The organism is Mesorhizobium sp. CO1-1-8 (genome assembly GCF_020164875.1).
Taxonomy (GTDB): domain Bacteria; phylum Pseudomonadota; class Alphaproteobacteria; order Rhizobiales; family Rhizobiaceae; genus Mesorhizobium.
On the sequence record NZ_JAIUGZ010000004.1, the window covers coordinates 1 to 13,485 of the forward strand.

Sequence of the window (13,485 nt, forward strand, 5' to 3'; positions counted from 1 at the left end):
ATGGCAGTCAGCTTCGATCGGCGAGAGGGTCCAACCTCGCATTGACGCTGACAAGAACTCCCATACGCCTCCGCATTGTGCCGTATCAATGCGCACGTCTTGGCACGCGGCTTGCAAAGCCTTTCCATCTTGGGAGAAGATGGAATGCCTTTATCCAATCAGCTGCTCGACAAAAACCTGACGTTTCATTGTCCGAGCTGCAAAAACCCGATGGTCAGGAAGGGCTCATGGGTCAAGTCTGTAACCACATTCACATGCAACCGGTGCGGTGAGAAGGTGCGGCTCACCTACAGCGCCAAGCTGGAGATTTTCAGGCTGGGGGCCTCCAATTGAGCAGCGGATTTAAGAGGAACCTAATATCCCTCAGCGACTTGTGTCGGGATGAGCACGCGCGGCGTCAACTTTCTTGACAAGTGGCTGAGCAGCAATGTGTCTGGCCTAGCCAGTTCAGACGTGATCTCGGTGGCGGAGGCTATCCAGAAGCTGTTCGTTGACGCGAAGACGGTCGGGATCAGCAGCGCCGAAATCGAGGAAGAGACCGGCAGCGTCTATGTCGCTCACCTGGCGGGCGCATCGTTCCCGTGGGTCCAAACCCCCAAGCCCCCATCCCCTTGGACCCACCCCAGCTGCACGTAAGCGCAAGCGAGAACAAATTGGGTCCTGGGCAAGGTGCCGATTTCATTAGGGAATCTGGCGCACCCGACAGGATTCGAACCTGTGACCTCTGCCTTCGGAGGGCAGCGCTCTATCCAGCTGAGCTACGGGTGCTTCCCGGAATCCGGAAAACGAACCAGCCGGTGAACCGGCAAGTCACGGCTTCTTAGCGGAAGCCGGCGCGGGCTTCAACGGGCAATTGGAGATTGGCGCAGCGACTTGCCTCGGGTGCGTCCAGGCTACCGCCTATGAGGTTTCCACCCCCGCCTTCACCGTCCGCCGTCCGCGCACCGCGCGCTTCGGCTTCTTCGCGCCGGCCAGCTCGTGCATCGCATCCAGCTGCATCTGCTGCATTTCGGCCAGCCGCGTCCATTGGCGCGAGATGAGGTAGTCGAGTTTTTCGTGCAGGTGGCGCACTTCGAGCTCGGCCTTGAGGTTGACGCGGTAGTCGTTGAAGGAGCGCAGGCGGTCCTTGGACTCCTGCCGCCTCTGGCTCATCATGATGATCGGCGCCTGGATGGCGGCGATGCAGGAGAGCAGCAGGTTGAGCAGGATGAAGGGGTAGGGATCGAAGGCGGCGCTCATGCCGGCGATCAGGTTGATGCCGATCCAGACCAGCAGCACGCTGCCGAACGAGATCAGGAACCACCAGCTGCCGCCGAAGGAAGCCATACTGTCGGAGACGCGGTCGGCGAAGGTGCGGTGCTCCTCGAACTCCTCCTCCGAGTTTTCGGAAATCGTGTCCTGCCTGGCGATCGATTCGACCACCTGGCGGTCGAGCTCGGAGAATTCGCCGTGCTCCTGCTGCAGCAGCTCCTCCATGTAGCGCATGCGGTAGCGGCCGAGCTCGGCGCGGCTGATGCGGGCGCCGGTTGGCAGGTCGGGATGGTCCGAGCGGATGCGGTCGGCGAGGCTCGGGCGCAGCGTGTCGATGCGCACCAGATCGCGCTTGCGGAATTTGCGGCCCGATATCGCCGACGGTTTTTTCTTCGGCTTGCCACGGTGGGCGCCTGGGCCCGCGGGTTCGGAGTCCGGCACTTCGGGTGTGTCGAATTGCTCGTCCGATACCGGATCGGCCTCGAGCTCACCGACGATCGGCGCCTCGAAATATTCGCCGCCGTCATCGTTCTGATTGTCTGCCGGTTGCTCGGGCGTTTTGGGGACGGTGCTCATGGTGGGCTCCTGGTAGTGCTGGGCGACGCTATGCCTATGCCGCAACATCGCCGGCTTCGCGACGGATTTCGCGGTGGGACAAGTGTTTTTGATCGGGGCTGCGAGCTCGTGCGTCGGCGGCGCTTGCGGGCTAGGGCGTTGACATTCGAGATTGGCCGAAGCCTCCATCGCTTTGTCATCCACGGGCGGAGCAGGAAGAACTTGCCCGATGTTAGCGCCAAGCCCGCTAACGTGCACAAGGTTCTGCACGGCGACGGCAACAAAAAACCCGCCTTGCCGGCGGGTCACGTTTCCAGTGGATCAATTGGCGCGACTCGGCACCATACCCAAAACAGTAGCATAACTGCCCTCACCGGGCAATCCATCACCGCGCAGCCAGGTGCAAATGTGCGGCGGCCGCTATTGTTCGGCGAACATCAGCCTTGTCTTGGCGCCGTCCATCGTCGGCGACAGGCTGCGCTGGATCAGCGCTTCGACATGGTCGTTGCGCTGGCGGGCTGAGTCCGCGCCCATCACCACGACGATCAAATTGCGGCCGTCGGCGTTGTAGGAGGTGACGATGTTGAAGCCCGAGGCCCTGATGTAGCCGGTCTTGATGCCGTCGACGCCGCGCACGCGGCCGAGCATGTCGTTGTGGCCGCGCACCAGCCGGCCGCGGAACATGAAGTCGCTTTCGGAGAAATAGTGGAACTGCTGGGGAAAGCGCTGATGCAGCGCCATGCCGAGCACCGCCATGTCGCGCGCGGTGGTCATCTGGCTGTCGTCGGGCAGGCCCGATGCGTTGCGGAAGGTGGTGCTGGTCATGCCGAGCTGGCGCGCCTTGGATGTCATCATGGCGGCGAACTGATCCTCCGAGCCGCCGAGATATTCGCCGACCGCCACCGCCACGTCATTGGCCGATTTGACGACGATGGCGCGGATCGCCGAATCGACGTCGATGCTCTCGCCGCGCCGGAAGCGCATCTTGGTCGGCGGCTGCGAGGCGGCGTGGTCCGACACCGGGATCTGCGTTTCCTTGCTGATGCGGCCGGAGTCCAGCGCCTCGAACAGCAAATAGAGCGTCATCATCTTGGTCAGTGAGGCCGGGTAGCGCTGCGCCGTCGAGCTGACCTCGAACAGCTGCTTGCCGGTCCTGGCGTCGACGACGATTGCCGCATATTTCTGCGCAGGCGCCGGCACGGCCAGCACGCTGTCGGGCGGCGCCACGGTCGTGCAGCCGGCAAGCAGCACCAGCAGGGCGAGTGCCGCAAAAACTCTCTGGATGATCGGAAGGGGACGCAGGTTGGACAAGGGCAGGACTGTTCTGGCGAAGCTGTTGCTGAGATGAAGCGAAGCTAACGTAACGCAAGTGATGCGTCCATTTGGTTAATGGCTGACAGGCCCAGGATTGTCGAGGGCCGGGGTTCGCCCCGAAAACGCCCGTTTCCGGTGTCTTTCCTTGCCAAGGCCGCGTTCCCGTGGGAAGGGGCGTGGTATCTGAGGGCGGGGGCTTGGCATGACTGACATCGGGGCCGGGGGCGCGGCGCCCTCGCTTATCAGGGCATCGCTCAGCCGCACCGGCAAATGGGCCGGCAGCGTCGCTTTCATCAGCGGCGCCGTTGGCGACGTGCTCAATCCGCTGGCGCCGTTCGCCGCCTATATCGCACTGGTCGCCGCGGTGGCCGCAATCATCATCGCCATTGCCATCGTGCTCAGGCTGGTGCTGGCGGCCAAGGCGCTGCCGGCCTTGATCTTCGCCACAAGTGCTGCCGCCGTCGCCGGCGGCGTCTACGGGCTGCAACAGCAGACCAACGCACAGAACGGGGTGATCGCCAGCTTGGTGCCGGCCATTGCCGGGCTGCAGCAGTCGATTGGCATCGTTTCCGAAAAAGTGGCCAGGATCGAGCAGACGGTTACGCAGACGCAAAAGACGGTCGAGGCGGTCAAGCAGACCACCGACACGGTGGCGAAGACGACCGACGAGATCGCCTCCGTCCAGCAGCAGCAGACCCAGCAGACGGCGGAAGTGCAAAAGACCACCGAAGAGGTGAAGAAGCAGACCGAGACGCTGGCCGCCGGCCAAGCACAGCAACAGGCCCAGACCGAGAAGCTGCAGGCGACAACGCAGCAGATCGCCGCCTCGATCGACACCATCGCCAAGGGCTTTGCCGCCTTGGCCGCGCAGGGCGGGACGATTGCCGAGCCGAAGCGCCCGGACGAATTCTACCACAATGCCCGCGTCTACGAGCTGTCCGGCGACATGCTCAATGCGCGGCGCTCCTACCTCGCCTTTGCCGGCTTCGATGTCGACGCCATCGACCCCTACACGCGCTTTGCCACGCTGCTTCGGGTGCAGGACGGCAAGGCCGGCGCGCGCGAAGTGTTCGGCGCGCTTGCCGACAGGGGCAAGGCGCTGTCGATCAAGGTGGTGCATATCCAGCAGTTCGACGACGCCCAGCGCCTCGACAAGCTCAACGCCTTCATCGCCGCCAATCCAGATTTCGCGCCGGCCTATTTCCTGTTGGCGCAGGAGTTTTCCGAAGACCGCCTCGGCACCCAGACGCTGGCCGACAAGCGCAACGAGGCCAAGGCGCTGACCAAGTTCACGTCCTACGAAAAGGATGGCGGGCTGCTCACATATTTCGTCGACCAGACGCAGTTGGCCGAATGGCTGGACCGCAGCCGCAGCCGGATGGCGGCGCTTGGCGACGTGCTCGACCCCGCCCGCTTCGTGCCTTCGCTGACGCCGATGCGCTCCAACCAGGGCTGGTCGATGACCATCTCGCTGCCGGAACCGGCAACCGCCATTTCCTGGCGCATGGGCGACAGCGGCCCGTTCACCGACACCGGTTTTCTGGCCATGAACGACCCGACCACCGGCAAGCCGATGGCCAATCCGAGCTTCGAGATGCCCGACAGCACGGCGGCTGGGAGCATCGCCATCAAATATCTCGACATCAGGGGCCGCGAGACCGGCCCGTTCGACATCCACTTCGACCCCGAGACCGCCCTTCAGCAGGGCAACAAGCAGATCCTCGACCAGTTCTGGACGTCATGGATCGCCTTCGATGTCAGCGGCAATCACGGGCTGGTCTATTTCACCCAGATGCTGTCCTACCGCTGCGCCATCAAGCAGGTGCATTACAGCCTGAACGGCGCGGCGCTCGACAAGGAGATCAAGATGCCGCCTTGCGACAAGAAGGATCCCTACGCCATCCCCTACGACTACCAGCCCTATTTCAAGGTCGCCGACAGCGTGAAATCGATGTCGGTGCAGGTCACCTACACCGACGACACCAAGTCGCCGGTGCGGGAATACAAACGGCAGTAGCTTACCCTCCCCACAAGGGGCAGGGTGAAGGGGGGCGCCGATGCAAATTGCCGGTCGCTATGCTTGCGTATTCGCAACCCAGCGGGTTTTGCTGGCGCAGACAGAATCAACAGGTGCGCGATGACCATCCATACGATCAAGGCCAGGGGTATTTCGGTTTCGCTCGACCTCACGGTCGGCCACATCGCCGACATGGCCGTCGAGGGCGGCGGGCGGCAGTTGAAGCCGCTGCACCGCGCGCCCTGGGTCGATGCGAACGAGACGCTGCCGGACAATTTGCCGGAAGGCACGGTTCGGCTGTCCGGCGATTTTCTCTGCGCGCCGTTTTCGCGCAGCGATGTCGAGGAAGCGCCTCTGCATGGCTGGCCGGCCAACAGCCCCTGGGATGTCGTCGAGAGTGCCGCGACAGACGACGGCTGGCGCGCGGTCTACCGCCTGCGGCACAAGGTGATGGGCGCCAGCGTCGACAAGATCCTGACGCTGCGCGACGGCCATCCCTTCGTCTACCAGGAGCATGTGTTTTCCGGCGGCCATGGTGCGATTTCGGTCGCGCATCATCCGATGACGGCAATGACCGGCGGCGGCAGGCTGGCCTTTTCGCCCAAACGTTTTGCCGCGACGCTGGACGATCCGCTGGAGCCCGATCCCGCACGCGGCCGCTTCATGCTGGCCTATCCGGCGCGGTCTTCGGATCTCCGCCATTTCCCCGCGGCCGGCGGCGGTGCGCTCGACCTGACGGAATACCGCATGGATGACCGCCGCGAGGATTTCATCACCCTCGTCGAAGCCGATCACGGCGGGCCGGGCTGGACCGCGCTGGCGCGCCAGGCCGAGGATGATCTGGTGCTGGTGCTGAAGAACCCGGCCGAGCTGCCGATCACCATGCTGTGGTTCAGCAATGGCGGGCGCGACTACGCGCCCTGGAGCGGCCGCCACCTTGGCGTGCTCGGCATCGAGGACGGCCGCGCCGCCGTCGGCCATGCCGCCTCGATCGGCGACAACTGGCTGAAGCGCGAAGGGGTGGCGACCGCTTTTGCACTGGGCGAAGGCCAAAGCGTGTCCTTTCGCCATGTCATTGGCGCCATACCGCTGTCCGGCGGCGAGCCGCCGCAAGCGGTCACGACGGCGGATGGCCGCATGCGGCTGGTGACGGGCGGCGCGGCGCGGGAGGTTCCCTTCGACAGCGATTTCCTGCGCATTGGCCAGCCGGTAGCCGCCTGAGGCGGGATTGCGCGACCGCAGGTTTGAAATTTCCGCGAACTGCCGCCAAGATGTGGCCGAAATCATCATGCGGAACATGGTGGATCTGAAGCTCTGCCAGGGAGGCTCTCATGTCCGAAATCGCCCATCTCGCCGCCACCATCTTCAAACGCGCCGGCAAGGCAAGCCGCTTCATCGTCGCCATTGCCGGCCCGCCGGGCTCCGGCAAGTCGACGCTGTCGGCAAGGCTGCATGAACTGCTGCCCGAAGGGGCAGCGGAAGTCGTGCCGATGGATGGCTTCCACTATGACGACGCCGTGCTCGAGCGGCGCGGCCTGCGCGCGCGCAAGGGGGCGCCGGAAACCTTCGACTTTGCCGGTTTTGAGGCCCTGCTGAAGCGTATCCGGGCCGGTGAAGCCGATATCGCGATCCCGGTCTTCGACCGCAGCATGGAACTGTCGCGCGCCGCAGCCTCGATCGTCGCCACCGAAACCAAATTCATTCTGGTCGAGGGCAACTACCTGCTGCTCGACGAGGAGCCGTGGTCGCGGCTGGCGCCGCTGTTCGATTTCTCGATCTTCGTCGACGTGCCGCGCAACGAGCTCGAGCGCCGCCTGATGGAGCGCTGGCACGGACATGGCCGCTCCGATGAAGACGCGCGCGCCTGGATCGCGTCCAACGACCTGCCCAACATCGAGCGCGTGCTCGCCCGCCGCAGTGCCGCCGATCTGGTGATCGGCCTTTCCGCTTGATTGGGCGAATTGCGCAAGGGGAACCTTAAGACTTTCAGGCCGTTATTCCGAACACGGCAATTCTGCCAAAAGAGGGATTCGGCCCAATGGCAACCAAGGCAAGAAAGCCCGCGCCCGCCAAGGGCAAGGCGACCCAATCCAAGGCCGGCGCAGGCCCGGCGATGACAGCCCGTTCGAAAGACGCCAAGCCGGCCTTCGGCAAGGCTGAGCCGAAGAAAGTGGTGCCGGCTGCAGCGAAAGCCGCGCCAAAAGCCGCAAAGCCGAAGAAGCCCGCGAGTTCCAGCGACTCCCTGAGCGGCGGTGCGATGCGCACGGCCAAGGCCACGGCCAACGTCGCTGCCGGCGCGGTCATGGTCGCCGCCCGAGGGGCTGCGTCGCTCGCTGCTTCCGTCATGGGCAAAGGCGGTTCGAAGGCCAAAGCGAAGGCGAAATAGCCGCGCTTCGGAGGCTGGTTCGGCTATCCCTTGGCCGGGATGGCCAGGCCTTTCTGCACCGCTGGCCGCGCCAGGCCGCGCTCCAGCCATGTTCCCACATTGGCGAAATCGTCAAAGCCGACGAGTTCGCGCGCTTCGTAGAAGCCGATCAGGTTGCGCACCCAGCCGAGCAGCGAGATGTCGGCGATGGTGTAGTCATTGCCCATGATCCACTTGCGCCCCTTCAGCCTGCCGTCGAGCACGCCGAGCAGCCGCTTTGATTCGTGGCGGTAGCGCTCCAGCGGGCGCTTGTCGGCGATCTCGCGGCCGGCGAATTTGTGGAAGAAGCCGACCTGGCCGAACATCGGCCCGACCGATGCCATCTGGAAGAACACCCACTGGATGGTCTCATAGCGGCGCGTGGCATCAATGGGCATGAGCAGGCCGGTCTTTTCGGCGAGATAGAGCAGGATGGCGCCGGATTCGAATAGCCCGATCGGCTTGCCGTCAGGACCGTTCGGATCGATGATCGCCGGTATCTTGCCGTTGGGGTTGAGCGACAAGAATTCCGGTGTCCAGCTTTCGTTTTGGCCGATGTTGACCCAATGCGGCTCGTAAGGCAGGCCGAGTTCCTCCAGGGCGATCGATATCTTCACCCCGTTCGGCGTTGTCGCCGAATAGAGCTGGAGCTGGTCCGGATGCTTGGCCGGCCAACGCGTTGCGATCGGAAAGGCGGACAGGTCTGCCATGGAAACTCCTGAATGGGGATCAGACGACCTTGGGTTCAGACGGCCTTGAAGGCCAGCACGGCATTGGTGCCGCCGAACGCGAAGCCGTTGCTGATCGCGGCGCGCACCTTGCGCTCGCGCGGCACATTCGGCGTGACGTCCAGGTCGCAATCGGGATCGGCCTCACGAAAATTGGCCGTCGGCGGCACGATGCCTTCGCGGATCGCCATCACGCAGGCGATCATCTCCAGCGCACCCGATGCGCCGAGGCAATGGGCGTGCATCGACTTGGTCGACGACACCGAAAGCTTGTAGGCATGGTCGCCGAAAACGCGCTTGATCGCTGCCGTCTCGATCTGGTCGTTGGCCTTGGTGCCGGTGCCATGGGCGTTGAGGTAGTCGACATCCTCGGGATTGAAGCCGGCATCGGCCAGGCAGGCGCGCATGGCCGCTGTCGGCCCTTCGATGGTCGGAGCGACAATGTCGGAGGCGTCGGCGGAGAGGCCGGCGCCGGCGACCTCGGCAAGGATGGTGGCGCCGCGCGCCATGGCGTGCTCGTACGTCTCCAGGACCGCCATGCCGGCGCCCTCGCCGAGCGACAGCCCCTGGCGGTCGGCCGAGAATGGCCGGCAGGTGTCGGGCGCCAGCACGCGCAATGCTTCCCAGCCCTTCAGGATGCCCCAGACCAGCGGCGCATCGGTGCCGCCGGCGACCATCACGTCGGCGCGTCCAAGCCTGATCTGGTCGACGGCCGAGGCGATGGCGTGGTTGGATGAGGAGCAGGCCGAGGTGACGCCGAAGACCGGGCCGCGCAGGCCCAGATTCATGCTGACGTGGCCGGAGGCCGCGCTTGGCATAACCTTTGGCACAGTGAAGATACCGGCGCGGTTCTTGCCCTCGACCAGGATGGCGCGATAGCTCTCCTCGATCGCCTCCCAGCCGCAGACGCCGACACCGACGACAGTGCCCATCCGATAGGTGGTGGCCTCATTCGAAACCAGGCCGGCCTGCTGCATGGCTTCCCTGGCTGCGATCGTCGCCAGCAGGCTGAAGCGGTCCATCGACACGGTCTGCTTGCGGTCGATGCCGTGATCGGGAAGCGTCTTGATTTCGCAGCCGACCTTGACCTTCAAATCATGCAGTTGGGGACTTGTGATCTGGCCGATGGCCGAGCGGCCGGCGCGCATCTCGTTCCAGATCGCGGGCGCGCTGGTGCCGAGCCCGCAAATGCCGCCCATGCCGGTGATGACAACGCGCTGCCGCATTCAGTTCAGGCTTTTTTCGCGATCAGCGCGCGCACAGCTTCGACCATGTCGCCGACATTCTTCAGATTGCTCCAGGCGTCGACCGTGTTCATCTCGATCTCGATGCCATACTCTTCCTCAAGATCGAAGATAATCTCCGTCAGCTCGAGCGAATGGATGCCAAGCGAGGTCAATTCGGTGGTGGTGGTGATTTCTTCGCCGCCCGGCTCGGCATGAGCCTTGATCTTCGCGATGATATCCGTTGCCAGCTGGTCGGCCATTCGGTTCCTTCCCACTATCTCGCGTTTCCCGACGCCAACTGAGCAGCGCCCCTTTTCTCCTGGTATCAAGCCGCCGTCGTCGATTAATACCCCCGCCAAGCGCAGCATGACCGTACCAAGGTGGTTCCCTCTATAGAAACCGAAACGTTGTCAAGCAACAAGCTATATCGAACTCCGTATCGACAAAGCCGCCGGAGTGCTTAACGTGCAGGCATGGATATGGGCGAACATGGCGGGATTTCGACGCAGCGCGTTGCGGGCGTCGCGCGGCTTTCCTGCGCGCTCAGTGAGGGCCGCACGCGCCTGCGGCGCCTCTATCAGGACGGCGCCGCTAAGATAAGAATGCCGGCCGTCTCGGCCGATCCGCTCGAAGCGGTGCTGATCAACACCGCCGGCGGAATGACGGGTGGCGACCGTATCGCCTGGGACGTGGATGTCGGCGCGGCCGCTTCGGCATCGATCACCACGCAGGCCTGCGAGAAGATCTACCGGGCCGCGTCCGACCGTGCCGAAGTGCGGGTCAATTTGTCGGTCGGGGAAAACGGCCGCATCGCCTGGCTGCCGCAGGAAACCATCGTCTTCGACCGGGCGGCCTTTGCCCGCACGCTCGACGTCGAGCTTGCCGTCGGCGCCGAGGCGCTGGTGCTGGAAGCCGCCGTCTTCGGCCGCCTGGCAATGGGCGAACGCGCCACGCAGGGCAACTTCCATGACCGCTGGCGTGTGCGCCAGGAGGGCGCCCTCATTCATGCCGAGGATTTCCGCATCGGACCAGATATCGCCGCCACGCTCGACCGCCCGGCGGTTGCCGGCGGCGCGATCGCGGTGGCGACGCTGCTTCTGGTGTCGCCGCGCGCCGAAACCCTGCTCGATCCGGTCCTGGAGATCGTCGGCGACCACGGCAGCGCCAGCGCCTGGAGCGTGAAGAAATCTGGCAAGCTTCTTGCGAGGCTTTACGCCGGGGACGGCTACCGGCTGCGCCAGCGGCTGGTTCCCCTCGTCGAATTGCTCAACGGAAGGGCGGGGTTGCCCAAATTATGGTCACTATAGGCCTGTCTCTACCAATCCAGGGAAACGCATGAACCTGACGCCGAGGGAAAAGGACAAGCTGCTGATCGCCATGGCGGCGATCGTGGCGCGCAAGCGGCTCGAACGCGGCGTCAAGCTCAACCATCCGGAAGCGATCGCGCTGATCACCGACTTCGTCGTCGAGGGTGCCCGCGACGGCCGCCCGGTCGCCGAACTGATGGAAGCCGGCGCTCATGTCGTCAGCCGCGCGCAAGTCATGGAAGGCATCGCCGAGATGATCCATGACGTGCAGGTCGAGGCGACTTTTCCCGACGGCACCAAGCTGGTGACCGTGCACGAACCGATCCGTTGAGGAGGACAGGATGCTGGAGCTGCGTCCAAACTGCGAATGCTGCGACAAGGACCTGCCGCCTGAGGCGACGGATGCGCTGATCTGCACCTTCGAGTGCACCTTTTGCGCCGGATGCGTGGAACAGGTGTTGGGTGGCATCTGCCCCAATTGCGGCGGTGGTTTTTCGGCGCGTCCGATCCGGCCGGCGGCAATGCTGAAGAAATATCCGGCATCGAGCAAACGCGTTCTCAAGGCCGAAGGCTGCGGCCCTCGCAAGGCCGCGTGAACAGCACAGCAAACGAAAGGCAAATAAAATGATCCCTGCCAAACGCCTCTGCCTGTCGGCGATCCTGCTGCTGGCCGCTGCCATGCCGGCCTATGCCCATGTCGGCATCGGCACGGCCTCCTCCTTCACGGCCGGCTTCATGCACCCGCTTTCCGGGCTCGATCACATGACGGTGATGATCGCGGTCGGACTGTGGGCGGCGCTCAAGGGCGGCAAGGCGGTTCTTGCCTGGCCGGCGGCTTTTGTCGGTGTCATGCTGGTCGGCGGCGCGCTGGGCATGCTGCATATGCCGCTGCCCTTCGTCGAACCGGGCATACTGGCATCGGTCGTGACGCTCGGGCTGCTGGTGGCGCTGGCGATCGATCTGCCGGTCTCGGCCGGCGTCGCCATCATCGGCCTGTTCGCACTTTTCCACGGCCACGCGCATGGCACCGAGGTGCCGGAGAGTGCCGGCGGACTTGAATACATGGCCGGCTTTGCCGTCGCCACGCTGTTGCTGCATGCCACCGGCATCGCCGCCGGTCTCAGTCTCGGCTTCCGGTTCCGTGGCCTGGCCCGCGCTGCCGGTGCCGCCGGCGCGGCGATCGGCATCGGTCTCGCCTTTGGCATCGTGTGAGGGCGACCATGATCCCCGGTGAAATTATCACGGTGGGCGGCGACATCGAGCTCAACAAGGGCCTGCCGATCGTCACCCTGAAAGTCGCCAACAGCGGCGACCGGCCGATCCAGGTCGGCAGCCACTACCATTTCTTCGAGACCAATGAGGGGCTGAAATTCGACCGGGAGCGCGCCAGGGGCATGCGCCTCGACATTGCCGCGGGCACGGCCATGCGTTTCGAGCCGGGCCAGGAGCGCGACGTCATGCTGGTGCCGCTCGGCGGCAAGCGCGAGGTCTACGGATTTCAGCAGAAGGTGATGGGCAAGCTGTGAGATCTTCCGGCGCGCTCAGCTCAGTTCGACGGCTTGGCCGCGGCGTAGATGACGATCTTTCCGGGATCGTCGAATTCGACGGCGAGGACATCCTGCGCCTGCACGCGCCGCGATTCGATGGCGTTGAACAGCAGCGCGTTGGCCTCGATCTCCTTGCGCAGCTCCGCGATGTCGTCTTGATGCTGCTTGACCTTGCTTTCGATCTCCGGCGGCGGGCCGCCTTCGCTGCGCGCGGCATCGGTGAGGAACACGATGTCAACCTTATCGAGCTTGGACGTCTTGCGCACCGTACCGATGTTTTCACGCGTCCGGTCGATTGCCGTGTTGACGTTCGCGGCTTCGGCGGTGGCGTTGGTCTCTTCCTGCTTGACCTGCGAGCCGACGATGCGGTTGACGGTCTCCGTGCTTTCCAGCCCTTGCGCCTTCAGTCCGGCAGCAGAACCTGCCACCGCCAGGAACGCCATGACGGTGGCCGCCTGCAGCCGTCTTTTGGGAGAAATGGAAGTGGTCGCCATCGCTCGCTCCTGAGAGGGATTGTTTCGGGGCGCGGGTTAGCGCGAAAAGAACAAAACGAATCCCACCCGGCGGAGGTTCCTTTCCCGATGCGGCCGGCCGGCCGGATACCGGCCCGCCGCGCCGTGGCGTCAGCTCGCCTTCTTGGTGATCAGGGTCAGTGCGCCATTGGGTTCCATGCTGGCGGCCACGACTTGCGCCGAACTGAGCCCCTTGGCCTCCAGCGCGGACTTGACCTTGGGTGTGGCGTCGATCGAGCTGCGCAGTTTCTTCAAGCCGTCGTCGCCACGCTGGGCGATAACCTGGTTTACCTGCGTCTGCGTGTCCTTTGGCAGCTCGGTGATGTCGACGATGTTGACGCTCTGGATCGTCGGCACCGCCGGCTGAGCCTGGGGCGTGGCTGGAGCAGGCGTTGCCGGCGCCGGAGTGGGCTGTGGCGCGTGTTGCTGCTGGGCACTGGCGGCGCCCGCCAGCATGAGGCTGGCTGCGGCGGCGAGAACTATCGTTTTGCGCATGGATTTTCCTTTCCATCGATTGGCAAACGGTCGGTCTGGGGTGACCCCCTAACCTCAACCGCCAAATGGGATCAGAAGGCGTCGCCCAGCAGGTCATTGCGTGACCATAGGATGGCAGCAATGTGCCGC

17 protein-coding genes and 1 tRNA gene are annotated in these 13,485 nt (G+C 64.3%); 10 read left to right on the top strand and 8 right to left on the bottom strand.

Annotated elements, in window-relative coordinates; genetic code table 11:
- Positions 1-381 precede the first annotated feature (381 nt).
- Positions 382-636, top strand: coding sequence for a hypothetical protein (locus LB558_RS08885; protein ID WP_224697230.1), 255 nt, complete (start codon positions 382-384; stop codon positions 634-636).
- Between the two features lie 55 nt (positions 637-691).
- On the opposite strand, the gene LB558_RS08890 is transcribed toward LB558_RS08885, so the two are convergent.
- The 3 genes from LB558_RS08890 to LB558_RS08900 all read right to left on the bottom strand — a co-directional run bounded on the left by LB558_RS08890 (position 692) and on the right by LB558_RS08900 (position 3,117).
- Positions 692-768: transfer RNA gene (locus tag LB558_RS08890), tRNA-Arg, on the bottom strand.
- A 132-nt stretch (positions 769-900) separates the two neighbouring features.
- The gene (locus LB558_RS08895; RefSeq protein WP_224697231.1) at positions 901-1,827 is read right to left on the bottom strand and encodes a DUF1003 domain-containing protein; all 927 of its coding nucleotides are present in this window, start codon (positions 1,825-1,827) and stop codon (positions 901-903) included.
- Positions 1,828-2,226: 399 nt separating this feature from the next.
- Positions 2,227-3,117, bottom strand: a complete 891-nt coding sequence (locus LB558_RS08900) for a D-alanyl-D-alanine carboxypeptidase family protein (protein ID WP_224697232.1) — start codon at positions 3,115-3,117, stop codon at positions 2,227-2,229.
- Positions 3,118-3,322: 205 nt separating this feature from the next.
- Here LB558_RS08900 and LB558_RS08905 point away from each other — a divergent pair, with 205 nt between their 5' ends.
- The 4 genes from LB558_RS08905 to LB558_RS08920 all read left to right on the top strand — a co-directional run bounded on the left by LB558_RS08905 (position 3,323) and on the right by LB558_RS08920 (position 7,523).
- Entirely contained in the window at positions 3,323-5,137 is a 1,815-nt protein-coding gene (locus tag LB558_RS08905; RefSeq protein WP_224697233.1) for a methyl-accepting chemotaxis protein, read from the top strand.
- 120 nt (positions 5,138-5,257) lie between these two features.
- Positions 5,258-6,358, top strand: coding sequence for a hypothetical protein (locus LB558_RS08910; RefSeq protein WP_224697234.1), 1,101 nt, complete (start codon positions 5,258-5,260; stop codon positions 6,356-6,358).
- A 110-nt stretch (positions 6,359-6,468) separates the two neighbouring features.
- Complete coding sequence (locus LB558_RS08915; protein WP_224697235.1) at positions 6,469-7,089, top strand: nucleoside triphosphate hydrolase; 621 nt, start codon at positions 6,469-6,471, stop codon at positions 7,087-7,089.
- Between the two features lie 86 nt (positions 7,090-7,175).
- Positions 7,176-7,523, top strand: a complete 348-nt coding sequence (locus LB558_RS08920) for a hypothetical protein (protein WP_224697236.1) — start codon at positions 7,176-7,178, stop codon at positions 7,521-7,523.
- 23 nt (positions 7,524-7,546) lie between these two features.
- Here the strand turns inward: LB558_RS08920 and LB558_RS08925 are convergent, their stop codons facing one another.
- From LB558_RS08925 to LB558_RS08935, 3 genes are read right to left on the bottom strand one after another with little or no spacing between them, the layout of a single operon-like run.
- Positions 7,547-8,251, bottom strand: a complete 705-nt coding sequence (locus LB558_RS08925; RefSeq protein ID WP_224697237.1) for a glutathione S-transferase family protein — start codon at positions 8,249-8,251, stop codon at positions 7,547-7,549.
- Positions 8,252-8,286: 35 nt separating this feature from the next.
- The gene (locus LB558_RS08930; RefSeq protein WP_224697238.1) at positions 8,287-9,495 is read right to left on the bottom strand and encodes a beta-ketoacyl-[acyl-carrier-protein] synthase family protein; all 1,209 of its coding nucleotides are present in this window, start codon (positions 9,493-9,495) and stop codon (positions 8,287-8,289) included.
- A 5-nt stretch (positions 9,496-9,500) separates the two neighbouring features.
- Positions 9,501-9,755, bottom strand: a complete 255-nt coding sequence (locus LB558_RS08935; protein WP_013528393.1) for an acyl carrier protein — start codon at positions 9,753-9,755, stop codon at positions 9,501-9,503.
- Positions 9,756-9,968: 213 nt separating this feature from the next.
- Here LB558_RS08935 and LB558_RS08940 point away from each other — a divergent pair, with 213 nt between their 5' ends.
- The 5 genes from LB558_RS08940 to LB558_RS08960 are packed head-to-tail and all read left to right on the top strand — an operon-like array spanning position 9,969 to position 12,328.
- Positions 9,969-10,802 carry an urease accessory protein UreD gene (locus LB558_RS08940; protein WP_412033453.1) on the top strand — a complete coding sequence of 278 codons (834 nt, stop codon included), beginning with the start codon at positions 9,969-9,971 and terminating at the stop codon, positions 10,800-10,802.
- A gap of 28 nt (positions 10,803-10,830) precedes the next feature.
- On the top strand, positions 10,831-11,133 hold the full coding sequence (locus LB558_RS08945) for an urease subunit gamma (protein WP_015314510.1): 303 nt from the start codon (positions 10,831-10,833) through the stop codon (positions 11,131-11,133).
- 10 nt (positions 11,134-11,143) lie between these two features.
- On the top strand, positions 11,144-11,398 hold the full coding sequence (locus tag LB558_RS08950; RefSeq protein ID WP_027161066.1) for a DUF1272 domain-containing protein: 255 nt from the start codon (positions 11,144-11,146) through the stop codon (positions 11,396-11,398).
- Between the two features lie 28 nt (positions 11,399-11,426).
- Positions 11,427-12,014, top strand: a complete 588-nt coding sequence (locus tag LB558_RS08955; RefSeq protein ID WP_224697239.1) for a HupE/UreJ family protein — start codon at positions 11,427-11,429, stop codon at positions 12,012-12,014.
- 8 nt (positions 12,015-12,022) lie between these two features.
- Positions 12,023-12,328 carry an urease subunit beta gene (locus tag LB558_RS08960; RefSeq protein WP_224697240.1) on the top strand — a complete coding sequence of 102 codons (306 nt, stop codon included), beginning with the start codon at positions 12,023-12,025 and terminating at the stop codon, positions 12,326-12,328.
- Between the two features lie 20 nt (positions 12,329-12,348).
- Here LB558_RS08960 and LB558_RS08965 read toward each other — a convergent pair whose 3' ends face one another.
- Complete coding sequence (locus LB558_RS08965) at positions 12,349-12,843, bottom strand: hypothetical protein (RefSeq protein WP_224697241.1); 495 nt, start codon at positions 12,841-12,843, stop codon at positions 12,349-12,351.
- A 129-nt stretch (positions 12,844-12,972) separates the two neighbouring features.
- The gene (locus LB558_RS08970) at positions 12,973-13,356 is read right to left on the bottom strand and encodes a hypothetical protein (RefSeq protein ID WP_224697242.1); all 384 of its coding nucleotides are present in this window, start codon (positions 13,354-13,356) and stop codon (positions 12,973-12,975) included.
- Positions 13,357-13,485 lie beyond the last annotated feature (129 nt).

Bases quoted from the DNA above. Each gene is read 5' to 3' on its own strand.
- LB558_RS08885 (WP_224697230.1), top strand. From the start codon at position 382: ATGAGCACGCGCGGCGTCAACTTTCTTGACAAGTGGCTGAGCAGCAAT.
- LB558_RS08895 (WP_224697231.1), bottom strand. From the start codon at position 1,827: ATGAGCACCGTCCCCAAAACGCCCGAGCAACCGGCAGACAATCAGAAC.
- LB558_RS08905 (WP_224697233.1), top strand. From the start codon at position 3,323: ATGACTGACATCGGGGCCGGGGGCGCGGCGCCCTCGCTTATCAGGGCA.
- LB558_RS08910 (WP_224697234.1), top strand. From the start codon at position 5,258: ATGACCATCCATACGATCAAGGCCAGGGGTATTTCGGTTTCGCTCGAC.
- LB558_RS08915 (WP_224697235.1), top strand. From the start codon at position 6,469: ATGTCCGAAATCGCCCATCTCGCCGCCACCATCTTCAAACGCGCCGGC.
- LB558_RS08920 (WP_224697236.1), top strand. From the start codon at position 7,176: ATGGCAACCAAGGCAAGAAAGCCCGCGCCCGCCAAGGGCAAGGCGACC.
- LB558_RS08925 (WP_224697237.1), bottom strand. From the start codon at position 8,251: ATGGCAGACCTGTCCGCCTTTCCGATCGCAACGCGTTGGCCGGCCAAG.
- LB558_RS08930 (WP_224697238.1), bottom strand. From the start codon at position 9,495: ATGCGGCAGCGCGTTGTCATCACCGGCATGGGCGGCATTTGCGGGCTC.
- LB558_RS08935 (WP_013528393.1), bottom strand. From the start codon at position 9,755: ATGGCCGACCAGCTGGCAACGGATATCATCGCGAAGATCAAGGCTCAT.
- LB558_RS08940 (WP_412033453.1), top strand. From the start codon at position 9,969: ATGGATATGGGCGAACATGGCGGGATTTCGACGCAGCGCGTTGCGGGC.
- LB558_RS08945 (WP_015314510.1), top strand. From the start codon at position 10,831: ATGAACCTGACGCCGAGGGAAAAGGACAAGCTGCTGATCGCCATGGCG.
- LB558_RS08950 (WP_027161066.1), top strand. From the start codon at position 11,144: ATGCTGGAGCTGCGTCCAAACTGCGAATGCTGCGACAAGGACCTGCCG.
- LB558_RS08955 (WP_224697239.1), top strand. From the start codon at position 11,427: ATGATCCCTGCCAAACGCCTCTGCCTGTCGGCGATCCTGCTGCTGGCC.
- LB558_RS08960 (WP_224697240.1), top strand. From the start codon at position 12,023: ATGATCCCCGGTGAAATTATCACGGTGGGCGGCGACATCGAGCTCAAC.
- LB558_RS08965 (WP_224697241.1), bottom strand. From the start codon at position 12,843: ATGGCGACCACTTCCATTTCTCCCAAAAGACGGCTGCAGGCGGCCACC.
- LB558_RS08970 (WP_224697242.1), bottom strand. From the start codon at position 13,356: ATGCGCAAAACGATAGTTCTCGCCGCCGCAGCCAGCCTCATGCTGGCG.